The sequence below is a fragment of the Vibrio diazotrophicus genome (assembly GCF_038452265.1).
In the GTDB taxonomy this organism is placed as follows: Bacteria; Pseudomonadota; Gammaproteobacteria; order Enterobacterales; family Vibrionaceae; genus Vibrio; species Vibrio diazotrophicus.
On record NZ_CP151842.1, the window covers coordinates 334,483 to 358,992 of the forward strand.

Here is a 24,510-nt window from a genome sequence, read left to right on the forward strand (position 1 = left end):
TAGATCGAATTTTATAAAGGATTCTTTACAAAGAAATGATGGTGTTGCTCGGTTTTAGTTCCAAAGCGGTCTGTGCTTTGTCTGTTAGTAAGTTCACATCAATTTCCTGAGTTGCAGGGAACAGCTTAAACCACTGAGTTTCGATCTGGCTCAGTTTAGCAATGTCATCACAGTGGAAGCTGTATTGAACGGTGAACGAACCGTGTGAGCTGCCTTCTTCATGCTCATGACCTTCGTGCGACTCATGCTCATGGTTTGCGTGGTCATCATGGTCTTTATGATCATCGTGGTCGTGCTCTTCGTGCTCGTGACCTTCATGCTCTTCGTGTTCACCACCCAAATTGTGCTTAACGCTGGCACTTTCGATATGACATTTTGCCGCTGCTGATAAAGTGAAAACAGAATCGGCCTGATTTAATGTTTCTAATGCTTTAGAGAGAACTGCCTGTTGCTCATCGTTCTCAGGGGCATGCTCAAAGCCCACAACATCGGCACCCGGTGCGGTGATTTCCATCAGTAGCTCGTGACCATCCTGTGCAATATTAAATTCAACATGGCCATGAACATGTGCTTCATGTTGACGAAATTCATCCTGAGCAAAAGCAGAAGTGGCGAAAGCAGCGGTAATGCTGAGGGCTAATAGTGGTTTAGTAAACATCGGAAACTCCAAATAAAAATAGTAATACTGGTTATCAATTGATTTGAACGTAAGTGATTACACTGGAGTTGGCGGTGAACGTGCGAGATAAGCCAAGTACAAGGTCGAGATGTTAGCGATTTGAGTTACAGGCTCAAGGTAGTTATGCGAAACCCAAATCGGTAACTCAGGAATATGCTGCGCTAACGCTTGGTTGGCACTAGAAAAAAGTTGGCAATGATGCTCGCTGTGATGAGCTGGAGAGGCGTCGAGCTGATGTTCAATAAATGCAATATTTAGCCACACCATCAACAAGATAGCCGGAATAGCGACTATCTTAGCTTTAGCGCGTAAAGAGTGCAGGTTCGAAAACATTGACATCACAGAGTTAAAATAAAGAATTGTTATAATATAACAGTAAAAAAATCAGGCAAGCGATGATTTAGGTGAGAAGACGATCTTCTCACCTAATTGTAGGGAGGTTTTCAAGTTGAAAGAGAACTAGAGAGAGGCTTTTACAAGCTCTAAAACTTGTTGGATCTCTTGTTCATTTAACGCACCCTCTTTAACGAACAGTACGTTACCTTGCTTGTCCTGAACGATGATAGCGGATGACTCAGGTTGAAGATCCCAACCCTTCGCTACGTTGCCAGATTCGTCCAAAACAATCGACGACCAAGGAAATTCAAGTTTGCTGTCTTGTGCTGACGACTTAACAAAAGAGCCTGTTCCCCAGATAGCATCATCCTGATTGATGATGGTCGTTGTTTGATATTCCTGCTCTGGAAAATGAGCAGCAGTAATTGCCGCCATAAGATCAGCGTTCATCGCTTTCGCCGCGCTACGACCCGCTATAGCTTGGATGATTCGAACTTTGCCTTTCATTTGTTCGCTATTCCAAGCTTGGAAAGTTGTGTCTTTACCTTCAACCAGTATTTCGCCGTATGTTTCAACCTTCACGTTTGGCACAGAACTATTCAGTTGAATGTTGTGTGCGAACGCGATCGCTGGCGAGCAAGCTAGGATAAACGGCAGTAGTGCTTTCATTTTCATGTGTTTGATTCCTTTATAATAAGCACAGAATGTATAGCACAGAATTTTGAGTGTATTTTAAGGAGAAGTAAAAATTGCAGGACGGTGCCTGCAATTTTTTGCTCTGAATAGAGTGATTACTCACTCAAACTTGGCGGGAAACAAACACCAGTACCACCCAAACCACAGTAGCCTTGAGGGTTTTTAGCTAGGTATTGCTGGTGGTAAGTTTCAGCAAAGTAGTAAGGACCTGCTGGAAGAATCTCAGTGGTGATCTGCGCCTTCTCCTGTTGTGAAAGAAGTGCCTGATATTCTGCTTTGCTCTGTTCAGCGATAGACTTTTGCTCTTCATCGTACACATAGAGTGCTGAACGGTATTGAGTGCCTAAGTCTCCGCCTTGGCGCATACCTTGAGTTGGGTCATGACGCTCCCAGAAATGGTTAAGCAACTGTTTTAGTGGCAGAACACTAGGGTTGTAAATTACACGAACGACTTCAGTGTGCCCCGTGTGTCCTGTGCAGACTTCTTCATAGGCTGGGTTTGGAGTGAAACCACCTGAATAGCCCACGGAAGTCGAAACGACACCTTCTAGTCCCCAAAACAGGCGTTCTGCGCCCCAAAAGCAGCCCATACCAATTAAGATTTGCTCTTCACCGTTTTTTGGCGCTGCGCTCAGGCTTGATTGATTGACAAAGTGAGTGTCTTCGATAGCCATTGGAGTATCACGTCCAGGCAGTGCGGAGTCTGCCGTAACCATAGTTTGTTTATCTAACATGGAACTTCCTTTGTTTTAAAAGCTGGGTTTGAAAATACAGGCTTGCGATGATTATTTTTTTAATTAATAGCTATAGACCTGATAATTGACTGATTTCGTACAGACTATTATGAGCATTGGCGTTATGATTTCACTAACTCTCAACAATAAGCCTAGTATAACGACGCCATAATTAAGCATGAGACGAAAATCATTACCAGTGCTATTCGCCGCTTTACTCTTTTCTGCTGCTTCTTTCGCCAAGGTTAGCTTGGAGATTGATGGCTTAGAAAAAGAGCTGAAAGATAACGTCGATGCTTATATCTCTTCAATTCCCGAATCTGATTATTCCACTCAGTTACGCTTTCAATCGCGTTTGCAAAAAAATATCGTTGAAGCGCTCAATGCCCTTGGCTATTACCATCCGGAAATTGATTTTGAAGTGAAAGAGTCCGGAGATGTTCTGTCTGTTCATGTCGATGCTGGTGAAGTGACGCGACTAGAGCTGGTTGACATTGTGATCACAGGTGAAGCTGAAAATGACCCCGATTTTATCCGAGTGATTAGCCAAAGTGGTCTTAAACAGGGCGAGTCGCTCAATCACGGTCAATACGACAGCTTAAAATCGTCGTTACGTAATCTTGCTCTGCAAAAAGGTTATTTCAACGGTACGTATATAGCTAGCCGCCTTGAAGTCGCGCCTGAACTCAACCAAGCCTTTGTGCGACTTCATTACGACAGTGGCATTCGATATCAATTTGGCGCGACGAGCGTTGAAGGAAGTCAAATCGATGAGAATCGTGTCGCTTCGTTGCAGCCATATAAAGAAGGCGACCCATATTTGGTGTCTAAAGTCGGCGAACATAACCAGAACCTGTCGAGTACCGAATGGTTTTCTTCAGTATTTGTCGAGCCGGACTTAAACAACTTGGATGGTGGGCGTGAGCTGCCGATGAAAGTCTCTGTGGCACCACAGGCGCGCAATAAATTTGAAACGGGTCTTGGCTACTCCACAGACGTTGGCCCCCGAGGCACGTTTAAATGGAAGAAGCCTTGGATCAACTCGCGCGGACACAGCTTTGACAGCAGCTTTTCTATTTCAGAACCTGAGCAGTACATTACTGCCGGCTATAAAATCCCACTGGAAGATGTCCTGCATGAGTATTACCGAGTTCAGTATGGCTTGAAGAAAGTCGATAACCGCGATACGCAAAGTCTGGAGTCCAATCTGTCTGTAGAAAGGCATTGGCTAGTGGACAGTGGTTGGCACCGAACCATGTTTGTTCGTTATCTTATCGAAGGCTATGAACAAGGTGTGCTGGATGATGTTGGTCAATTCGTGTTGCCCGGTTTTACCTTTAGTCGTACCAGAGCCCGAAACAGTGGTTCACTGATTACTTGGGGTGACAAGCAAACCGTTACTATTGAATATGGCTCAGACTCGTTTGTGTCAGAAACGAATTTGGTACGGGTTTTAGCGGGAACGTCTTGGATTCGTACCGCTGGTGAAAATCATCGTGGCGTGTTCCGAATGGGGGGGGGGGCTAACTTTGTCGAGGACTTCGATAAACTGCCGCCTTCTTTACGTTTCTTCGCGGGTGGAGACAACAACTTACGTGGTTATGAATATGAGTCGATTTCACCTCGGGACTCCAGTGGTGCATTGGCTGGTGCGAAATATATGGCAACTGGCTCGGTGGAATATCAATATCGTCTCGCGGGAAACTGGTGGGGAGCGGTATTCGTCGATGGCGGTGATGCGTTTGATTACACGCCCAGATGGAAAACGGGTACGGGTTTTGGTGTTCGCTGGGTATCTCCAGTGGGGCCACTCCGTCTCGATTTCGCATGGGGGCTGGAGTCTGACCCCGGTGAGCGTTTCCGAATTCACTTCTCATTAGGGCCAGAGCTATGATTAAGCTGGCTTTGAAATGGAGCAAATGGATTTCTCTGGGGGTGATAGCACTGCTGGTCGTCTTAGTGCTGTCTGTTGCCGGGCTTTTGTTTACCAATACAGGGCTTAATTTTGCCTTGTGGGGCGTGAATCAATTTGTTCCACAGCTCGAAGTGAAATCAACCCGAGGATCTTTGTTCCCAAGATTCACTTTAAATGAAGTGAGCTATGTTGATCCTTCTTTGAATGTTGATATGCAGTTGCAAAGTGCAACTCTGGCGATCAATGGCAACTGCTTTTTAGAACCTTCTGTTTGTATTAATGACATTAGTCTTTCGGGGCTGAAGTTCTCTTTGCCGTCTCTTCCAGAAACGACAACCACTACAGATGAACCAAGTTCAGAGCCACTGACCAGCATTACGACACCAGTGCCTATCCGTCTCAATCGTCTAACGCTAAATGACATTGATCTCGATATCTTAGGCAATCGTGTGGTTTGGCAGCATTTCTCTACTCAAGCTTCGTTTCAAGGCAACAACCTCACCATAGGGAAAACCTTATGGAACAAGATTGAAGTCACGTTGGCGCAAAGCCAAGACGAGCCTCAGGCTGAAAAAGCTGAACCCCTACAAAAAGCAGAGCCTGCAGCCCAAAGCGAACCTCAGGCGATAGTGTTACCGGATGTATTGATTCCGCTGAGAATTAATTTAGCGCGGTTAGACATCAATGACTTCACGCTGCACCAAGAAATACCTGTGGTGGTAAATCATCTCGGCCTTAAAGCTAAGGCTTATCAATACGATGTGTCGGTTGATACGCTGGAACTTGATACCCCAGAAGTAGATGCTCAGCTAAATACCAAAGTAAAACTCAAAGATAACTATCTTCTGTCATTAGATTTGACCTCGAAAGTCAAGTTGGCTGAAGCCAAGGGGCAAGCGCTTAGTTTGAATGCATCAGGCAGTGTGGCGGATTTAAGTGTACAAGCAGAACTGACCGATCTGGCAAAAGCCAGTATTAAAGCTAAATTGAAGCCGCTTGATCCTCAATTACCGTTTGATATCGACATAAAAGATCTGCACGGACAATGGCCGCTGGTTGGCAAAGGGGATTACTTTATTGATGCTTCCCATTTCTATGGTAAAGGTTCGCTAGAGCGCTATCAGCTTGGCTTAGTCGGGCAACTGAAAGGGAAAGATCTGCCAGATGTTGCGATTGACACCAAAGGTGAGGGGAATTTAAGCGAAATTGCCTTAAGTGATATCAAGATTGATACACTCGGCGGACGTATTCTCGGTGAGATAAAAGCCAATTGGAACGAGCCGATTAACTGGCAAGCAAAGCTGGACATGAATCTAATTCAACCCGGTCTGCAATGGCCAGAAGCGGAAGGTATTGTCAGTGGTGAAATCGAAACCTCAGGCGAATTGACTAGCCAAGGCGGTTGGATAGTGAAAGTCCCGCAACTTTCCGTCAATGGTTTAGTGCGTGATTATCCGTTGCATTTAAATGGTCAGATTGATGCTTCAGATATTTCAGGTAAAGGGCGATATGAGGTTACTACGCAGGGAATCAATCTTGCTCATGGTCCAAATAAGGTCACGGCTAAGGGTAAGCTAGATAAAGAGTGGCGAATGTCTTTGTCACTTAATTTAGCGGATTTGTCTAAAAGCGTGCCGGATCTTAAAGGCAAAGTGATTGGTGATGTATTACTGCGTGGCGCAATGAGCGAGCCGCAAATAAAACTCTCTTTGGATGCAGACTCTATCGCTTGGCAGCAAGACGCCAAGGTGAAGCACGTTACTTTAACGGGCAATGTGACGCCATTGCCTAAGCCGCAAGCTGACTTACGTCTAAAGGTGACTGAGGCGTCTTATCAAGATCAATTGATCAATTCCGTTGTGATGCGTTTTAGCGGTGAGCAGCAAGAGCATGAACTCACTCTGGATGTGCAGTCTGACATTGTATCGACCAGTTTAAACATTCAAGGCGGTCTTAAAGATAAGCCCTCATTGTTGTGGGATGGTCAGTTAAACCGTATGACGCTGGAAACTGAGCAAGGTGTCTGGGCATTGGATAAACCGATGAGTATTAATGTGGATGTTGATAAACAAAACGCCACTCTTGCTGCTCACTGCTGGATTCAGTCTGGCGCGTCGGTATGTCTCGACAAGCCATCCATCGTTGGTGAAAGCGGTGAAGTTCAGCTTTCTGTAAATCAGTTTAATTTCTCTCAAGTGAAAGCATTCATGCCGCCAGATACCAATATCGATGGCGAGGCGAATGCGACAGTTTGGGCAAAATGGCAAGCAAACCAGCCTCCTCAGGCTAAGCTAGAATTGAATTTACCTAAGGGCTCTGTTAGTCAAAATCTAGAACAGCCGTTAACTGTGGGGTGGGATAAAGTCTCTCTGCAAGCCTCTCTGATTCGTAATCGTCTGCAAGCTTATTGGAATGTCGATATGACGGACAATGGCGACTTGTCTGGGAAAGTTATCATTGCGGACGTCACCAAAGAAAACAAACGCATGGAAGGGAATCTTAAGCTATCCACGTTTAACTTAGATTTTCTTGCACCTTTGGTGGGTGAATACAGCTCTCTGAAATCGAATATTGAATCTGACCTCAAGTTTAAAGGCGACATGCTTCATCCGCAGGTGGATGGTGTGGTCAGCGTTGATGGTATTCAGGTGAAAGGGGATATCTCTCCGGTAGAAGTTGAATCAGGTCTCGTCACTTTGACTTTCAAAGGTTATCAGGCAAGTTTAAATGCCAATGTGCTGACACAAGACGGTGAACTTGAGATCACAGGGGATGCAGACTGGCAAAACATCGATGATTGGAGATTGAATAGCCACGTATTTGCCAAATCATTGCTGGTGGATTTACCACCGATAGTCAAAGTTAAAGTTGTACCAGATCTGACACTGAACATGCAGCCAAAGTTGGCTAAAGTTACTGGGAATATCGCGCTGCCTTGGGGACGCATTGTTGTCGAAGAATTACCACCAAGTGCGGTGAGTGTGTCAAAAGATCAGGTGTTACTGAACGAGGACTTAACGCCGGTAAGTGAGCAGAATACGCTGCCGTTTGATATTGAAACGGATGTGTCGATTACTATTGGCGACGACTTCAAGCTAGAGGCGTTTGGTCTGGAAGGCGATTTGGTTGGCCGTGTCAACGTTGTTCAAAAGGACAAAGGACCACTGGTTAACGGTGAGGTCAATATCCTGAACGGTAAATATCGCTCCTTTGGTCAGGATCTAGTTATTCAAGAAGGGAAGATTTTAATGAATGGCCCTGTCGATCAGCCTTATCTGTCGATCAAAGCGATTCGAAATCCAGAGAATACTCAGGATAATGTGATAGCAGGTGTACAGGTGACCGGCCCTGCGAACGAGCCTCTTGTTTCGATATTCTCAGAACCGAGCATGCCTCAAGCAAATGCTCTGTCATACTTACTGCGCGGGCAAGATATCGACAGTGAAACCAGTGGCGATGCCATGACCACCACATTGATAGGTTTGAGCCTTGCGAAAAGCGGTAAAGTAGTGAGTGAAATTGGTAGTGCTTTTGGTGTACAAGACTTGAAGCTGGACACTGCTGGATCCGGTGATGAATCTCAGGTGACGGTGAGTGGTTACATTCGTCCGGGGCTGCAAGTAAAATACGGCGTAGGTATTTTTAACTCGGTAGGGGAATTTACAGTCCGCTATCGTTTAATGACAGATTTGTATGTGGAAGCGGTATCGGGCTTAGATAGTGCGGTTGATTTGCTGTATCAATTCGAATTGAATTGAGGCTGTTATGCCCATGAGTCTTGCGATGACTCGGGTGTATATCTAAAGGAGAAGTAAGTGCAACATTTAGTTTTTGTTTATGGCACTTTACGCCAAGGAGAAAGCAATCATAGCTTTTTGGAAAGTAGTCAATTGCTGGGGCAATACGTTACCAAGCCAGAGTATGCTCTTTATGACTTAGGTCCTTATCCGGGCTTAATCGAGGGGCACCATACCATTTCTGGAGAAGTGTATTTGGTGGATGAAGAGACGTTGGCTAAGTTGGATATTTTGGAAGACGTTCCAGTGGAATATCGCCGAGATACCATTGAAACTCCTTTTGGCACTGCATGGATATACATTTACCAAGAAGTAACGTCACAAGAAGCTCTGATTGATTCTGGAGACTGGTGTCAACGAGTGTAAGCTTCTTCAGCTTTGGAGATAATTACTTCAGCCATGTTTTGGCTCAAAAAAAAGCCAGCGAAATGCTGGCTTTTTCATTCGTTCGGTACGCTTATTTTTGCTGTGCGCGCTCGTATGAAGTTTTGATCTCTTCACGAGCTGCAGCTGCGTCTTCCCAACCTTCAACTTTCACCCATTTGCCAGCTTCAAGGTCTTTGTAACGCTCGAAGAAGTGAGTGATTTGTGCTTTTAGAAGCTCTGGAAGGTCGTTCACATCTTGAATGTGGTTGTATTCTTTAGAAAGTTTCTCGTGTGGTACAGCGATAACTTTCGCATCTTCACCAGACTCATCGCTCATTTTTAGTACGCCAACTGGACGACAGCGAATTACTGATCCAGGCATTAGTGGGAATGGCGTTGGTACTAATACGTCTACGGGGTCACCGTCTAGAGATAGAGTGTGGTTCACGTAACCGTAGTTACATGGGTAGAACATAGGAGCAGACATGAAACGGTCTACGAATACAGCGCCAGAATCTTTGTCTACTTCGTATTTGATTGGGTCTGCGTTAGCTGGAATTTCGATGATAACGTAGATATCGTCTGGAAGAGATTTGCCTGCTGGCACATTGTTTAAGCTCATTAAAGGTTTCCTTTTCGTTAGCCGGACTTCAAGAATCAAGACTTATTGTTATGAATGTTATGTATGGGCATCAAAGGGCCGCTACATAGCAAAGGCTAGAGTTTACCCGTAAATGAGTCGATCCCCAAGCAAACCTAAGCCTAATTGATGCAATTGTAGGTCAAAAAATGCGTAATTGATTGATGAAAGAGAGATAAAAAAAGCGCCTCTGTAAGGCGCTTTCTTGTCAGTCAATAGTTATCGGATCGTTCTTAGTCTGGGTAGTTCTCTAAGAACTCTTCGACTTTGTCGACCATAGTTGGGCTACCAACAAAGAAAGGCACACGTTGGTGCAGTTCGGTTGGTTTGATATCCAGAATACGATTCTTACCATCAGAGGCAATACCGCCAGCCTGTTCCATCAAAAATGCCATTGGGTTGCACTCGTACAGAAGGCGTAATTTTCCATTTGGATGGCTCTCTGTGCTCGGGTACATGTAGATGCCGCCTTTGAGCAGATTGCGGTGGAAGTCAGCAACCAAAGAGCCGATATAACGTGATGTATAAGGACGATTATCTTCAGGCACATTCTCTTGGCAGAATTTGATGTATTTCTTCACGCCAGTCGGGAAGCGGATGTAGTTACCTTCGTTAATCGAGTAAATCTTACCGCTTTCTGGAATACGCATATTTTCATGCGATAAACAGAAAGAACCAATCGAAGGGTCATAGGTAAAGCCATTGACACCGTTACCAGTGGTGTAAACCAACATGGTCGAAGAGCCGTAAATCACATACCCTGCGGCAACTTGTTTGTGGCCAGGTTGTAAGAAGTCTTCTGCTGTCGGTGGAGCGCCGACCGGAGAAATACGACGATAAATGGAGAAAATTGTGCCAACTGACACGTTCACATCAATGTTTGACGAGCCATCAAGCGGATCCATCAAGACAACGTATTTCGCATTTTTGTTGAGGTCTTTATTAAAGGCTACAGCTTCATCTTCCTCTTCACTGGCTACGCCACAAACTTGGTCACGCGCTTCAAGCGCGGCTTTAAATTTGTCGTTGGCATAAACATCCAGTTTTTGCTGCTCTTCACCTTGCACATTATCCTGACCAGATGCACCTGTGATATCAGCAAGGCCAGCCTTATTGATTTCACGGTTTACAATCTTCGCGGCAAGACGAATAGAAGCCAGTAGGGACGATAGTTCACCACTTGCATGGGGGAAGTCGTGTTGTTTCTCAACAATGAACTCACCAAGGGTGCGCATCTCAGACATGTTATTTCCTTAACACTATATTTTCGGGGGGATTTTTAGTGGGGCTGTGAGGTGTTCTCTGTTGGAACTTTTTTGACACGCGCGCCCGCAAAGAGTTTAGGTCTTTTATCTTTTTACGGGTACTGAACTAACTGTTTGATATCTCATTTTTTATGTCGACTTATTACAAATTACATTGCTCTGATCTTCGATGCTCGCTTTTACGATGCGAATGAGGATAATGGGAGCCAATACAGTAAAGCGTGAAGAGATTAAGCTCGATGCATATTCATATCTTAGGAATTTGTGGCACATTCATGGGTGGCGTTGCGATGTTGGCGCGTCAGTTGGGTCACAAAGTTACCGGTAGCGATGCCAATGTTTATCCGCCAATGAGCACCATGCTCGAGTCGCAAGGGATCGAAATAATTGAAGGTTTTGACACGACCCAGTTTGAGCCGAAGCCTGACTTGGTGGTGATTGGTAACGCGATGAGTCGTGGTAATCCATGTGTTGAATATGTGCTTAACAACAACTTGCGCTATGTTTCAGGACCTCAGTGGCTACAAGAGTTTCTTTTGCATGACCGTTGGGTACTGGCTGTTTCAGGAACACACGGTAAAACGACCACGTCCAGTATGCTGACATGGGTGCTTGAGCACTGTGGCTACCAACCGGGTTTTTTGGTTGGCGGAGTACTGGGTAATTTCGGTGTTTCAGCGCGTTTGGGCGAAAGCATGTTTTTTGTCGTGGAAGCTGATGAATATGACAGTGCTTTTTTCGACAAGCGTTCTAAGTTTGTTCATTACCATCCTAGAACATTGGTGATGAATAATTTGGAGTTCGATCATGCAGATATCTTCGACAATCTTGAAGCGATCAAGCGTCAATTCCATCATTTAGTCAGAACTGTGCCGGGCAACGGTCGTATTTTCGCACCAATGCAAGATGAAGCATTACAAGATGTTTTGCAGCGTGGTTGTTGGAGTGAAACTGAGTTCAGTGGTGACAATGCTGACTGGCAAGCAGAAAAAATCACTAAAGATGGCTCTCAGTTCCATATTCTGTTTAAAAACACGCGTGTTGGTACGGTTAAGTGGGATTTAGTCGGTGATCATAACGTCAGCAATGCTCTGATGGCGGTAGCTGCGGCACGTCATGTGGGAGTCACGCCTGATCTGGCTTGTGAAGCCTTGGGGTCTTTTATCAACACCAAACGCCGCTTAGAGCTCAAAGGCGAAGCCGCGGGGGTGACTGTGTATGACGATTTTGCTCATCATCCAACGGCGATTGAACTGACTTTAGGTGGTCTGCGCAATAAAGTGGGTGACAAGAAAATCATCGCGGTATTGGAACCTCGTTCAGCGACAATGAAGCTGGGCGTACATAAAGAAACCTTGGCTCAGTCACTTCACGCGGCAGATTCGGTTTACTTGTTCCAGCCAGCAACGATCCCTTGGTCTGTTCAGGATGTGGCAGAGCAGTGTGCACAGCCGGCTCGGGTCAGCGATAATATTGATGAATTCGTTGCAATGATCTGTTCTGAAGCACAAGCCGGCGATCAGATTCTGGTGATGAGTAACGGTGGCTTCAATGGTATTCACGATAAGTTACTCACCGCACTCAAAGCTAAACAGTAGAATATGAGAACGATATGAACCAAAGCAAAGCGATTACCTTAGCGTGGACGGGGGCATCAGGTGCTCCCTACGGGCTGCGTCTGTTGCAATGTCTACTCGCTGCCGATTACACCGTCTATCTGTTGATTTCGTCTGCGGCGCGCGTGGTGTTGGCGACAGAGCACGATCTGAAACTGCCAAGTGGTCCTGATGCAGCGAAAGCGGCACTAGTCGAACATCTTCAGTGTGATGCTGAGAAGTTGATCGTTTGTGGTAAGGAAGATTGGTTCTCTCCTGTCGCGTCTGGATCTGCGGCACCAAAACAGATGATCGTTTGTCCTTGCTCTACAGGTAGTGTGGCCGCTATTGCTCATGGAATGTCGGACAATCTTATTGAGCGTGCTGCGGACGTGGTGATGAAAGAGCGTGGTCAGCTTCTGCTGGTGGTGCGAGAAACGCCATTTTCGACGTTGCATCTGGAGAACATGCATAAGCTTTCGCAAATGGGCGTCACGATTATGCCTGCTGCTCCGGGTTTCTATCATCAACCTAAATCGATTGATGATCTGGTTGATTTTATGGTCGCTCGTATATTGGATCATCTGGGCATTGAGCAAACTCTTGTACCGCGCTGGGGGTATGATCAACGTAGTTAACGTAGATACTCAAACTACTTGGAGTTGCGGTAGGCGGCAAGTAAGTGAATTCCCATGAACATAGATAAACTATGTGATTGGGGTGAACGAACGCAGCCAACACCGCTGCAGCTTCAAGTAGAAAGAGTATAAGTAGCATCTATTTTCGTTTACATTTACAATCCACTTTACTCACGGGGGGCTAACCATTCACCAGATGAATGGCGCTGAGATCAAGCAGAGCTTGGGACCCGAAGTCCATTATTATTTTAATAGTGGTATTTACCTGAACCAGATAATGCTGGCGTAGGAATTGAGTTGGGAATGTGATAATCAAACATCCGATTATTCCTGTCCTCCCTCAAGCCTGTCAGCTCTGAGGAGAGCGAGCCTTGAACACCAAATTTTCTGCCATTGCTTTGGCAACTTTATCGTTTATTGCAACATCATCTAGTACAGCTTTCGCTGCCGATAACACTCTAACTGTCTATACCTATGACTCATTTGCTGCTGAGTGGGGACCTGGTCCTGCTATTGAGAAAGCATTTGAAGCTCAATGTGGCTGTGATTTAAATTTTGTCGCTCTGGATGACGGTGTGTCTATCTTGAACCGCCTGCGTCTAGAGGGCGATAAAACCAAAGCAGACATCGTATTGGGTTTAGACAACAACCTTATGGTAGAAGCGAAACAAACCGGCTTGTTGGCACCACACTCTGTTGATACACAGTCTCTTCAAGTGCCGAACGGCTGGAGCGATGATACTTTCGTTCCTTACGACTATGGCTACTTTGCTTTTGTTTACAACAAAGAAAAATTGGCCAATCCACCGAAAAGCCTAAAAGAGCTGGTTGAAAGCCGTGATGATCTGAAAGTGATTTATCAAGACCCACGTACTTCGACACCGGGTCAAGGCCTGTTGCTTTGGATGAAGTCTGTTTATGGCGACAACGCCACAGAAGCATGGAAGAGCTTAGCGAAGAAAACGGTGACTGTGACTAAAGGTTGGTCTGAGTCTTATTCTATGTTCTTGAAAGGCGAGTCGGACCTAGTTCTTTCCTACACCACTTCTCCTGCATACCACCTGATTGCTGAAAATGATGCTCGCTTTGCAACGGCTGACTTCTCTGAAGGCCATTATATGCAAGTTGAAGTGGCTGCGAAGGTGAAAACCAGCCAGCATCAAAAACTTGCTGATGAGTTTATGAGCTTTATTCTTAGCAATGATTTTCAGTCTGTGATTCCAACTGGCAACTGGATGTATCCGGTGACAAACACGGAACTACCAGAAGGGTTTGATTCACTTTCAGTACCACAAAAATCGTTAACTTTCACCGCAGACGAAGTGGCAAAAGAGCGTAAGGCTTGGGTTCGTGAATGGCAAAACGCCTTAACTTTTTAACGTCTAAGGTTTAAGTGAGTTTGAACTCTGTACCTAAAATAGGCATTGGGGTCGCGATACTGGTCGCGACCTTTGTCATTTCTGCATTGTGCGCGTTACTTCTCCATGCACCTAGCCTGAACTTTGCTCAGGTCTGGCAGGATCCGTATTATCGCCACGTCACTCAGTTTAGCTTTTATCAAGCCAGCCTATCGATGTTGCTGAGTGTCGGCTTCGCGGTTCCGGTCGCCCATGCGCTATACAGACGGCGATTCTGGGGGAGAAGCCTGCTGATCAAACTGTTTGCCACAACACTGGTGCTTCCTGTACTGGTGGGCGTGTTTGGTCTGTTGGCAATATACGGCAATAGTGGATTGCTGGCGGAGGTACTGAGTTGGTTTGAACTGAACCTGCCTTTTTCTATCTACGGATTGAACGGTATTTTGCTGGCACATTTTTTCTTTAACCTTCCCTACGCCAGTCGTTTATTACTGCAAGCATTAGAATCCATTCCTGATGAACAGCATAAGTTGTGCGCGCATTTGGGGATGAGTCACTGGCATAAATTCCGTTGGGTGGAGTGGCCACGGATTCGTCAGCAATTACCTCATGTTTGTGGTTTGGTCTTTATGTTGTGTTTCACCAGTTTTGCCACTGTGATGGCGCTGGGGGGAGGACCAAAATCGACAACCATTGAACTCGCCATCTACCAAGCGATTAAGTTTGATTTCGACCTGCAAGCAGGTGCTCTATTAGCGCTATGGCAGATCATTCTTTGCAGCGTTTTGTATTTATCGATTCAGAAACTCGCCAAGCCTGTAGCAGTAACCGCAGGTAATGTGGCAACGCACAACGTGGTTAGCCGAGATTCAACCAAGACGCGTTGTTGGGACGGGTTCTGGATTCTGTTCGTTATTGTGCTTGTGGTACCGCCGTTATTGATGGTTTTGCTAAGCGGTATTAACTGGCAGGTTCTCTCAGTGTTATCGGATAGCCTGTTCTGGAATGCGTTTTCTGCATCCATACAAGTGGCGGTTCTTGCGTCTTCATTCGCTTTGGTTGCGGGCATTGCTATTTTGATGACTACCCGTTTTTGGCGTATCCGATATCAAACGGCAAAAGCGACCACGCTTGAACTAACCGGAACCATCATTCTTGTTACTCCGGGATTAGTCGTCAGTACCGGGTTATTTTTGTTGCTGCGCAGTTTTACCGATGCGTTCAGTTTTGCATTTTGGGTTGTAGTGGCCGTTAATGCTCTGATGGCTTTACCTTATGTGTTGAAAACACTGGCTCAGCCCATGCTGCATATTGAGCAACAGTATCAGCTTCTTTGCGCGTCCTTGGGTATCCGCGGCTGGCATCGAATCAGATTAATTGAAGGAAAAGCGTTGAGTAAGCCGATGGCGCATGCGTTTGCAATCAGCTTTTTGCTCTCTATGGGTGATCTCAGCGCGATAGCTTTATTTGGCAGCCAAGATTTCCGAACTCTGCCACTGTATCTGTTCCAGCTACTCGGTAGTTACCAAATGGAGTCTGCTGCGGTGGTGTCACTCACCTTGTTACTTATGAGTGTCTGCTGCTTTGTTGTGATCGAAAAACTCTTTATTGCTCATTCTTCCAGAGGTCGTGAATGTTAGTTTTAGAAAACGTACGCTATGAATATCAAAATGAGTGGTTTGAGTTTTGTTTGACTATCCCTCGAGGCGCGATTGTTTCTTTGATGGGACCAAGTGGTGCAGGCAAATCGACTTTGCTCAGTTTGGTGGCTGGATTCATTGAGCCGAACAGTGGAAACGTGAGTGTTGCAGGCGAGTCACTTCTGGGTAAAGAACCCTATCAGCGCCCATTCTCAATGTTGTTCCAAGAGCACAACTTGTTTGCCCATTTGACGGTACGAGAAAACATCGCGTTGGGTTTGAATCCAAGCCTGAATTTAACCGCGCAGCAAAAAGAACAAGTTGATATTGCGGCAAAACAGGTAGGGGTAGAGGAGTTCATGAATCGTCTGCCTCAAAGCCTTTCCGGTGGTCAGCGTCAGAGAGTGGCTCTCGCTCGATGTTTTGTTCAGTCGCATCCCATTTGGTTGCTTGATGAACCGTTTTCAGCGTTGGATCCTTTGTTACGTGAGGAGATGCTCAGCTTAGTCAAACGCTTAGCAACTGAGCGCAATATTACCGTGGTGATGGTGACTCACCATCTGAGTGATGCGAAAGCGATAGCCTCACATTTTGCGTTTCTGGCTGAGGGGCGGGTACAAGTGTTTGATGAGGTTGATGCGCTGTCATCTTCGCATCCACATCCATTGCTCAGTGACTTCGTCAGAGCGGGAGAATAATAAAAAGCCTCACATTGGTGAGGCTTTTTTAATGCACAATTAATCGCGTTACAAAATTGATGCGTCGTTATGTTCTTTCAATACTTGGAAGATTTCACGAGACGCTTTTGGTGGCTTATTCGCTTCTTTCTCTTTCTTCGCTTGGCGAGCAAGTTGACGTAAGCGTTGGCGATCCATTTCTGGATATAAAACCATTGCGTCGTTAATAGCATCATCACCTTGCTCAACGATACGATCACGCATCTGCTCAAGCTTGTGTAATACCGCAGTATTTTGTGAGTGTTTGTTGCGTAATTTGTCCAGCGCCGCTTGGATTGGCTCAGGATCGATAGTACGCATCATTTTACCGATGTATTGCAGTTGACGACGTCTAGCTTCCATGTTGAAACGTTGCGCATCTTTGATTGCCAGTAGCAAATCTTCAGGCATCGGTATTTTTGATAACTGTGATGATTTCAAACCAACCAGTTCTTCACCGAGCTTTTGCAGCGCAGTCATGTCATTTTTCATTTCGGTTTTACTAACCCAAATGATCTCCTCTTCTTCTTCCCAAGGAGCTTTTTGGTTTTTACGTGCCATTTTCTTCAACTATTGAGGTGTATATGTCAGCTATTTTAGCAAGAATCGTGGGGAGAAAGCGAAATTCTTGTTACTCTATAGCTAAGTAATTAGGGTCTGTTAACCTTTTGCGATGATTTTTGCAGCAATTTATGAACAGCTTATACAAGGCAGAGCTTATGCCGTGTAGTATTCTCCACAAGTAAGCGATAACGCGGTAGAAGCTGTTCATAAATGCTGCCCGAAGGGTTCGGCTAAAAGCGTTTTACTCTTTGTTGCAAGCTATTCACTTAGAATAACTAAGTTATATATCTTGCGCCGCGATTAAAACGCTTTTAACTCGAACAAAATTTAACCTCAAAAGGTCAACAGACCCTATCAAAAGCTCAATAGTTGGATGAGATATGGATGTAAAACAGCAAGTCGCTATGCAGCGTACCGAACTTGAAGCCGCAGTTGCGAAAGCGCTAGAGATGGCATCAGCCAGTGCAGATGCAGCTGAAGTTGCCATTACCAAGAGCACTGGTTTAAGTGTTTCTACTCGCATGTGCGAAGTAGAGAATGTTGAATTTAATAGTGATGGTGCTTTAGGTATCACTGTATATCGTGGGCAACGTAAAGGCAGCGCCTCAACTTCTGACTTGAGTGAAAAAGCGATTCAGCAGACGGTAATGGCTGCTTTAGATATCGCGAAATACACGTCGGAAGATCCATTCGCTGGACCAGCACCTAAAGAGATGATGGTAAAAGAGATCCCTGATTTAGATCTGTTTCACCCCAATTCGATTGATCCAGACAGCGCGGCTAAGATTGCAATAGCCGCTGAGCAAGCCGCACTGAATGTTAGCGACAGAATCAAACAAAGTGATGGTGCAAGTTATGACAGCCATTACGGCGTTAAAGTGTACGGAAACAGTCACGGCCTGCTGGGTAGTTATGCGTCCAGTCGTCACAGTATTAGTTGCTGTGTGATTGGTGAAGGCAAAAATGGTGAGATGGAACGCGATTACAGCTACACCGTAGCTCGTCATTGCGATGATTTGTGGTCTCCAGAAGTCGTGGGTAAAGATGCGGCTGAGAAAACCGTAAGCCGACTAGATGCGCAGAAATTGAAAACAGGTAAGTTCCCTGTGATGTTTGCAGCCAATGTGGCTACGGGACTGCTTGGTCACTTAGTGATGGCTATCAGCGGCGGCAACCTATACCGTAAGTCATCATTCTTACTTGATCACTTAGGTAAACAAATTCTTCCTAGCTGGTTTAACGTTTCAGAACGCCCCCATATTCTGCGAGGTCTTGCGTCGAGTCCGTTTGACAGTGAAGGGGTGAGAACCGTTGATACAGAAATCATCACTGACGGTGTGCTTTCAACTTATCTTCTCACCAGCTACGCGGCGAGAAAAATGGGGATGACACCAACAGGTCATGCTGGTGGTATTCACAACTGCTTTGTGAAATCGACAGGGCAGAACTTTCAGCAAATGCTGAAAGAGCTTGGTACCGGTCTGCTAGTGACAGAAGTCATGGGGCAAGGCGTGAATGTTGTCACTGGTGACTATTCTCGCGGTGCGGCTGGTTTTTGGGTTGAAAACGGAGTGATTCAGTATCCGGTATCGGAAATCACCATTGCTGGTAATCTGAAAGATATGTTTAATCAGATTGTGGCTGTGGGTAGCGATGTAGAAACGCGTTCGCAAATCCAGACGGGTTCTATTTTGCTTGAGTCGATGAAAGTCGCAGGCGAGTAAATTGAGAGAACAAAAAAGCGCTGATGAAATGTCAGCGCTTTTTTATGTTTGATTTTCAGATAAACAGATCTTTTAGATAAGCAGACTTTTCAGATAAAAAGGGTAGCTAAACCTAAAAATACCGATAAGCCAACCACATCGGTAATGGTGGTCAGTGCCATACCGCCAGCCAGTGCTGGGTCGATGTTCATTTTCTTCAGTATAACTGGAATCATTACACCTGCGACACCTGCCACGAAGAGATTGGTCATCATGGCTGCTGAGATAATGCCACCCAACATCCATTCACCTTTCCAAGCGACGACAATGGCACCAATGATCAGAGCCCAAAGGATACCGTTTAGAAATCCGATAGAGGCTTCTTTGAGTAATAACTCGCGTTTGTTACTGTCACCGATATGACCTAAAGCTAAGCCACGAATGACCAGTGCTACAGTCTGGTTACCGGCCACACCGCCCATCGACGGCACAATGGTCATCAACACGGCAATCGCCGCCATTTGGTCCAAAGTGGCTTCAAACATGTTTGATACAGAAGCTGCCGCTAATGCCGCTAATACGTTCGCACCAAGCCATATACTGCGTTTACGAGCGGATTGAACAACAGGAGCGAAGGTATCTTCGTCGTCATCCATACCGGCCATACTCATCATCGAGTGCTCTGCATCTTCACGGATAACGTCAACCACGTCATCGATGGTGATACGGCCAACAAGATGCTGGTTTTCATCAACCACAGGTGCTGAGACCCAGTTACGACGTTCGAACAGGCTTGCTACATCTGAGTCTTTTGTATCGACTTTAATCGCTTCGTCTGCGTCTTCCATAATATCGCTGACAGACACATCTACTTGAGCGGTGAGCAGCGCTGTTAACGATAGGTGGCCAATTAGACGGCTTTCCGAGTCGATAACATAAAGAGCATCGGTGGCTTCTGGAAGTTCACCTTTCATTCTCAGGTAACGTAATACAACATCGACATCAACATCACCACGGATGGTGATAACGTCGGTGTTCATCAAGCCGCCAGCGGTATCTTCAGGGTAGGACAGCGCCGTTTCTACACGCAGACGGTCAGCGGAGTCCATCTGATCGAGAACTTCGCGAGAGAGATCGTCAGGTAAGCTACGAAGAACATAGGCGACATCATCAGTGTCCATGCCTTCGGTTGCTTCTGCCAGTTTCTCAGGCGCCATTTTCGATACGAGGGCATCTTTGACGTCTTCGTTTAGTTCATCAAGAATTTCACCGTAATCTTCAGGATCGGTCAGTTGCCACAGTACGTTACGTGCTTTGCGAGGCGAGGCTTCAAGTAGATGTGCAATGTCTTCTGGCTCCATGTCTTGTAGTTGTCTACGGACATGGACGAAGCGACCATTTTCTAATGCTTCTGTGATTTCTTGGAGGGTGTTATGTGCTTGGTCAAACTCGATTTGCTCGGCCATGGCTTCCTCCTCGTGAATGAATACTTACAATGCGCAGCATAGTAACTTAATTCTATGCCTTATTTAATAGTAACTTGTTGGCAAAGATTAATTATTTGTCTCTCCATAACTTAACGATGACATTCGATGGGGTAATTCTATTCATCGCGATCATGAATTGCATTCACTTATCGGTGTCTTGACTGAATACTCCTGCACTTGTGCAGGTAACATTCATTGTGGCGTGTTATTCGTCTTCGTCGAATTTATCTTCAATTAGATGGCAAACGGCATCGAGGGCTTGTTCTGCTTGTGAACCTTCGGCTGAAATGGTTACGTTCTGACCTTGTGCTGATTCCAGCATTAGCAGTCCCATCACACTGTCTGCCGTTGCTTCTTTGCCCTCTTGGCTTTGAATGGTCAAAATGGCATCGAAGGATTGTGCTAACTCCACTAGTTTGACTGCCGCTCGTGCGTGTAAACCAAGGCGATTCTGGATAAGAACAGTACGGCTAGATTGCGGCATAGGGCATCCTCTATGAGTGATTTTTTTCCAGTGAAGTATGGCGAATTTGTACTTGATGACCCAACAGTGAGAAGTATTCTCCCAGTTGTTGCGTCAAATAAACGGAGCGGTGTTTACCGCCAGTACAACCAATGGCAATGGTTAGGTAACTGCGGTTATTTTTCTCTAACAGTGGAAGCCAATACTCAAAGAAGTGCTGAATCTGCTGTTTTAGTTCAATCACTTCTTTATGGCTCTCTAAAAAAGATTTAATCGGAGCATCTAACCCTGTCAACGGGCGAAGCTCAGGCTGCCAATGAGGGTTCGGTAAAAAGCGAACGTCGAACACGTAATCGGCATCACTCGGTAAGCCGTATTTAAAGCCAAAAGACTCAAACACCATCACTAGGTCTTTACGACCTCGGCCTTCGATACGCATTCTGACCGTTTCACTCAGATCGTGCAGCGATTTACCTGTGCTGTCTAACAGTAAATCTGCTTGTTCTTTCAGAGGCTCCAACAAGCGTTTTTCAAGCTCAATGGCTTGTTCTAATGTTGGCTTCTTGTTACTGAGTGAAAGGGGATGGATACGGCGAGTTTCGCTGTAGCGTTTGAGTAACGTCTCTTTGCTTGCATCGAGAAACAATACGCTCACATCGTTGTTTTGCTTGAGTTGCTGAAGGATATCTTCAACCAATGTCGGTTCTTTTGGTAGGTTTCGAATGTCGATACTGACGGCAACGTTTTGCTTACTGCCTTTTACCGATTGGATAAATGAATCCAATAGCACAACAGGCAGGTTATCAACGCAGTAATAACCCAAATCTTCCAAAACTCTCAGCGCAACGCTTTTGCCTGCGCCGGATTGACCACTAACAACGATTAAACGCATAAGGCATACCTTAGGGTGGTTATTGAACCATTGGTGGCTGAACCATTATGTTGTACAGCTCTTCGTCGCTTTGAGCGTTGCGAAGCTGTTTTAACGTTTGTTTGTCGTTCAAGCGCTCCGCCATGCAGGAAAGGGTTTTCAAATGCTCTTTGCATTGTTCTTCAGGAACAAGTAGTGCAAATAGAAGGTCAACAGGACGATTATCGATAGAATCAAATTCGATAGGTTCTTCACATTGAAGTAATACCGCAACAGCGTTATCACTTGATGCCATTCGGGCATGTGGAATGGCTATGCCATTACCAATACCGGTACTGCCCATCTTTTCACGGCTGAGCATGCATTCGAATAGTTCAGTTGCATTTTGTCCGGTGTATTCTGCAGCGATTTCGCTGATGATTTCTAGGGCTCTTTTTTTACTAGAGCATTGAACTGCACTTTTTGTGCAGCTCAATGAAAGTACTTCGCTTAATTGCATGATTAATGGCTACTTAGCTTTTCTTTATGCTTGTTGAGTTGTCTAACGAGTTTATCCACCAGGCCATCTATCGCTGCGTACATATTTTCGTTGTCCGCAGTGGCGTGGATTTCCCCTTGATTTACGTGGAGCGTAGCTTCGGCGATCTGGTGCAATTTTTCAACACGTAAAATCACTTGAATGCTGTTTATATGATCAAAAAAGCGTTCTAGTTTTTCGAATTTGGAGTGAACATAGTCTTGCATTGAATCGGTAAGATCAATGTGATGGCCTTGGATATTGATTTGCATAGACTTTCCTTCTCTGTTTGGCCTTAAAGCAGGCGTTTACGCTGACTAGAGGGGGCTATTCCCAAAGATTCACGGTATTTCGCAATCGTTCGTCTTGCGACCTGAATCCCCTGATCAGCAAGTAGAGCCGCGATCTTACTGTCACTCAACGGTTTTGCTGGGGTTTCCGCAGCAACCAGTTTTTTGATCAGTGCACGAATCGCGGTAGATGAACATTCTCCACCATTGTCAGTGCTGACGTGACTAGAGAAAAAGTACTTCAGTTCAAATATACCTCGTGGGGTATGCATATATTTCTGTGTCGTAACACGAGAAATGGTTGATTCATGCATTTCCACGGCTAAAGCGACGTCATTTAGGACCATCGGCTTCATGGCTTCTTCGCCATATTCAAAGAAATCACGCTGGTGTTCAACTATGCATTTGGCAACTTTGAGCAAAGTCTCGTTTCGACTTTCTAAGCTTTTGATTAACCATTTTGCCTCTTGCAAATTGGTGCGGATATAGTTGCTGTCTGCACTGTTACCGCGTCCAAGGTTTGCGTACTGCTGGTTCACTTTCAATTTTGGAACGCTGTCTGGATTGATGGTGACAATCCATTTGCCATGCTCTTTGTACACTGAAACGTCTGGAATGACGTACTCTGCGTGCTCAGTGGCAATGCGGCTACCTGGTCGTGGATCCAACTGTTGAATCAGTTGAAGCACTTCGCGTAAGTCCTCTTCTTTGAGTTTAGTCTCTTTCAATATGAGTTTGTAATCGCGATTACCAAGTTGATCGATATGATTAGCCAATATTTGTTTAGCACTGTCTAACCAAGGAGTATCTTTAGGGTAGGTTGCCAATTGTAAGAGTAGGCAATCTTGGAGGTTTAGAGAAGCAACTCCGAGTGGATCAAACTGTTGAATACGCTTTCGTACTGCTTCAATTTCGTCTAGTTCAATTTCTTCGCTGTGGAAGTTCTCTTGGATATCTTCTAAAGAAACGGTGAGATAACCGTAGTCGTCAATGGCATCGATTAACGCGAGAGCAATTGAGTGATCGTTTTCGCTGAAGGGCGTAAGATCGAGTTGCCACAAAAGATAGTCTTGCAGTGTTTGTGTCGTTTCGCCTTGGTACACAGGCATATCATCATCTAATGCGATACCTGTGCTACCTGTATTCGCGCTGTATACGTCATCCCACGTAGTGTCGATTTCCAATTCTGCGCTGATTTCGGATTTTTCAATCAGTTCAGAACTATCTTGAGGTTCAATCTCTAAGATATCGGCACTGTTATCTTTTTCCTCATGACTGTTCGTCAAGCTTTCAACCGATGACAGCTCATCTCCTGGTTCTTCAACATCCAATAGGGGATTTGAATCCAACGCCTCTTGGATCTCTTGTTGCAGATCAAGTGTTGACAGTTGCAATAAGCGAATGGCTTGCTGCAACTGTGGTGTCATAGCTAACTGTTGGCCTAACTTAAGCTGTAATGAGGGTTTCATTCAGTAACGACTACCTTGTTGTTAGAATTGCCCATGATATTAATCATAGACGGAATTGTTCACCGAGATATACCTGCTTAACTTGTTCGTTGTTCAGCACTTCCTGCGGCGTTCCTTCAGCGATGAGCTGCCCTTGACTTACAATATAAGCCTTTTCACATACGTCCAGAGTTTCCCGTACGTTGTGGTCAGTGATCAGGACTCCCAGTCCACGATCTCTTAAGTGTTCAATGATTTTTTTAATGTCGATAACGGAAATAGGGTCAACACCGGCGAAGGGTTCATCCAGCAAAATAAATTGCGGATTTGCAGCCAAAGCACGGGCAATTTCAACACGACGACGCTCACCACCAGACAATGCCATACCTGCACTGCTTCGGATATGCTGAATGTGGAATTCGTCGAGCAGATCTTCAAGCTTGTCTTGACGTTCTTCTCGGCTCAATTCTTCACGTGTTTGCAATACGGCCATGATGTTATCTTCCACTGAAAGTTTGCGGAAGATGGACGCTTCTTGTGGCAAATAACCAATTCCCATACGAGAACGGCTATGCATTGGTAAAATACTGATGTCTTTATCATCAATACTGATGGTACCTTCGTCACGAGCTACCAAGCCTACAATCATGTAGAAAGAGGTTGTTTTTCCGGCACCGTTCGGCCCTAGTAATCCAACAATCTGGCCTGATTCTACTTTTAGGCTTACGTCAGAGACGACTTTTCTTTTTTTGTAGCTTTTCGCTAAATGTTCTGCTTTTAGGATCGCCATAG

Annotated in this window: 23 protein-coding genes; 9 read left to right on the forward strand and 14 right to left on the reverse strand. The window is 45.4% G+C overall.

Translation table 11 applies throughout. The annotated features are described in order from the left end of the window. Positions 1 to 25 precede the first annotated feature (25 nt). The 4 genes from zrgA to msrA form a co-directional block, all read right to left on the reverse strand. Positions 26 to 658, reverse strand: a complete 633-nt coding sequence (zrgA, locus tag AAGA51_RS01595) for a zinc uptake protein ZrgA (protein WP_042485275.1) — start codon at positions 656 to 658, stop codon at positions 26 to 28. Between the two features lie 57 nt (positions 659 to 715). After that, positions 716 to 1,012: a DUF2607 family protein gene (locus tag AAGA51_RS01600; protein ID WP_042485278.1), complete on the reverse strand. Its 297-nt coding sequence runs from the start codon at positions 1,010 to 1,012 to the stop codon at positions 716 to 718. Positions 1,013 to 1,138: 126 nt separating this feature from the next. Beyond that, positions 1,139 to 1,690 (reverse strand): YtfJ family protein, encoded by a 552-nt coding sequence (locus AAGA51_RS01605; RefSeq protein WP_042485280.1) that lies wholly within the window; start codon positions 1,688 to 1,690, stop codon positions 1,139 to 1,141. Between the two features lie 116 nt (positions 1,691 to 1,806). Further along, positions 1,807 to 2,445, reverse strand: a complete 639-nt coding sequence (gene msrA / locus AAGA51_RS01610) for a peptide-methionine (S)-S-oxide reductase MsrA (protein WP_042485283.1) — start codon at positions 2,443 to 2,445, stop codon at positions 1,807 to 1,809. Positions 2,446 to 2,623: 178 nt separating this feature from the next. Here msrA and AAGA51_RS01615 point away from each other — a divergent pair, with 178 nt between their 5' ends. Genes AAGA51_RS01615 through AAGA51_RS01625 form a run of 3 tightly spaced genes read left to right on the forward strand, consistent with a single transcriptional unit; the run spans position 2,624 to position 8,523 of the window. After that, positions 2,624 to 4,339, forward strand: a complete 1,716-nt coding sequence (locus AAGA51_RS01615; RefSeq protein ID WP_042485285.1) for an autotransporter assembly complex protein TamA — start codon at positions 2,624 to 2,626, stop codon at positions 4,337 to 4,339. Continuing rightward, complete coding sequence (locus tag AAGA51_RS01620; RefSeq protein ID WP_042485289.1) at positions 4,336 to 8,118, forward strand: autotransporter assembly complex protein TamB; 3,783 nt, start codon at positions 4,336 to 4,338, stop codon at positions 8,116 to 8,118. The genes AAGA51_RS01615 and AAGA51_RS01620 overlap by 4 nt, the downstream gene beginning before the upstream one ends. 57 nt (positions 8,119 to 8,175) lie before the next feature. Beyond that, complete coding sequence (locus tag AAGA51_RS01625) at positions 8,176 to 8,523, forward strand: gamma-glutamylcyclotransferase family protein (RefSeq protein ID WP_042485292.1); 348 nt, start codon at positions 8,176 to 8,178, stop codon at positions 8,521 to 8,523. A gap of 91 nt (positions 8,524 to 8,614) precedes the next feature. Here the strand turns inward: AAGA51_RS01625 and ppa are convergent, their stop codons facing one another. Further along, on the reverse strand, positions 8,615 to 9,145 hold the full coding sequence (ppa, locus tag AAGA51_RS01630; RefSeq protein ID WP_042485295.1) for an inorganic diphosphatase: 531 nt from the start codon (positions 9,143 to 9,145) through the stop codon (positions 8,615 to 8,617). Between the two features lie 251 nt (positions 9,146 to 9,396). Further along, positions 9,397 to 10,407, reverse strand: coding sequence for a class 1 fructose-bisphosphatase (gene fbp, locus AAGA51_RS01635; protein ID WP_042485297.1), 1,011 nt, complete (start codon positions 10,405 to 10,407; stop codon positions 9,397 to 9,399). Between the two features lie 260 nt (positions 10,408 to 10,667). Here fbp and mpl point away from each other — a divergent pair, with 260 nt between their 5' ends. From mpl to thiQ, 5 genes are all read left to right on the forward strand, one after another. Next, positions 10,668 to 12,026 carry a UDP-N-acetylmuramate:L-alanyl-gamma-D-glutamyl-meso-diaminopimelate ligase gene (gene mpl, locus AAGA51_RS01640; protein ID WP_042485300.1) on the forward strand — a complete coding sequence of 453 codons (1,359 nt, stop codon included), beginning with the start codon at positions 10,668 to 10,670 and terminating at the stop codon, positions 12,024 to 12,026. Positions 12,027 to 12,040: 14 nt separating this feature from the next. Next, positions 12,041 to 12,661 carry a flavin prenyltransferase UbiX gene (locus AAGA51_RS01645; RefSeq protein WP_042485303.1) on the forward strand — a complete coding sequence of 207 codons (621 nt, stop codon included), beginning with the start codon at positions 12,041 to 12,043 and terminating at the stop codon, positions 12,659 to 12,661. 371 nt (positions 12,662 to 13,032) lie between these two features. Continuing rightward, entirely contained in the window at positions 13,033 to 14,040 is a 1,008-nt protein-coding gene (gene thiB, locus AAGA51_RS01650) for a thiamine ABC transporter substrate binding subunit (RefSeq protein ID WP_042485305.1), read from the forward strand. Between the two features lie 20 nt (positions 14,041 to 14,060). Next, complete coding sequence (thiP, locus tag AAGA51_RS01655; RefSeq protein ID WP_042485429.1) at positions 14,061 to 15,659, forward strand: thiamine/thiamine pyrophosphate ABC transporter permease ThiP; 1,599 nt, start codon at positions 14,061 to 14,063, stop codon at positions 15,657 to 15,659. Next, entirely contained in the window at positions 15,653 to 16,357 is a 705-nt protein-coding gene (thiQ, locus tag AAGA51_RS01660) for a thiamine ABC transporter ATP-binding protein (protein WP_042485307.1), read from the forward strand. The genes thiP and thiQ overlap by 7 nt, the downstream gene beginning before the upstream one ends. A 48-nt stretch (positions 16,358 to 16,405) precedes the next feature. Here the strand turns inward: thiQ and yjgA are convergent, their stop codons facing one another. Beyond that, complete coding sequence (yjgA, locus tag AAGA51_RS01665) at positions 16,406 to 16,936, reverse strand: ribosome biogenesis factor YjgA (RefSeq protein ID WP_042485309.1); 531 nt, start codon at positions 16,934 to 16,936, stop codon at positions 16,406 to 16,408. A 383-nt stretch (positions 16,937 to 17,319) separates the two neighbouring features. On the opposite strand from yjgA, the gene pmbA reads away from it, so the two are divergent. Next, a complete protein-coding gene (gene pmbA, locus AAGA51_RS01670) occupies positions 17,320 to 18,663 on the forward strand; it encodes a metalloprotease PmbA (RefSeq protein ID WP_042485313.1) in 1,344 nt (447 codons plus the stop codon). 89 nt (positions 18,664 to 18,752) lie between these two features. On the opposite strand, the gene mgtE is transcribed toward pmbA, so the two are convergent. The 7 genes from mgtE to lptB form a co-directional block, all read right to left on the reverse strand. Continuing rightward, positions 18,753 to 20,108: a magnesium transporter gene (gene mgtE / locus AAGA51_RS01675; RefSeq protein WP_042485317.1), complete on the reverse strand. Its 1,356-nt coding sequence runs from the start codon at positions 20,106 to 20,108 to the stop codon at positions 18,753 to 18,755. A gap of 226 nt (positions 20,109 to 20,334) precedes the next feature. Continuing rightward, positions 20,335 to 20,613 carry an HPr family phosphocarrier protein gene (locus AAGA51_RS01680; RefSeq protein WP_042485320.1) on the reverse strand — a complete coding sequence of 93 codons (279 nt, stop codon included), beginning with the start codon at positions 20,611 to 20,613 and terminating at the stop codon, positions 20,335 to 20,337. Positions 20,614 to 20,623: 10 nt separating this feature from the next. Further along, positions 20,624 to 21,484 carry an RNase adapter RapZ gene (rapZ, locus tag AAGA51_RS01685; RefSeq protein WP_042485326.1) on the reverse strand — a complete coding sequence of 287 codons (861 nt, stop codon included), beginning with the start codon at positions 21,482 to 21,484 and terminating at the stop codon, positions 20,624 to 20,626. A 19-nt stretch (positions 21,485 to 21,503) separates the two neighbouring features. Continuing rightward, on the reverse strand, positions 21,504 to 21,962 hold the full coding sequence (ptsN, locus tag AAGA51_RS01690; protein ID WP_042485329.1) for a PTS IIA-like nitrogen regulatory protein PtsN: 459 nt from the start codon (positions 21,960 to 21,962) through the stop codon (positions 21,504 to 21,506). Between the two features lie 2 nt (positions 21,963 to 21,964). After that, positions 21,965 to 22,252: a ribosome hibernation promoting factor gene (hpf, locus tag AAGA51_RS01695; RefSeq protein ID WP_042485332.1), complete on the reverse strand. Its 288-nt coding sequence runs from the start codon at positions 22,250 to 22,252 to the stop codon at positions 21,965 to 21,967. A gap of 23 nt (positions 22,253 to 22,275) precedes the next feature. Further along, a complete protein-coding gene (locus AAGA51_RS01700; RefSeq protein ID WP_042485335.1) occupies positions 22,276 to 23,739 on the reverse strand; it encodes an RNA polymerase factor sigma-54 in 1,464 nt (487 codons plus the stop codon). A gap of 43 nt (positions 23,740 to 23,782) precedes the next feature. After that, positions 23,783 to 24,508 carry an LPS export ABC transporter ATP-binding protein gene (lptB, locus tag AAGA51_RS01705; protein ID WP_042485337.1) on the reverse strand — a complete coding sequence of 242 codons (726 nt, stop codon included), beginning with the start codon at positions 24,506 to 24,508 and terminating at the stop codon, positions 23,783 to 23,785. Between the last annotated feature and the right edge of the window lie 2 nt (positions 24,509 to 24,510).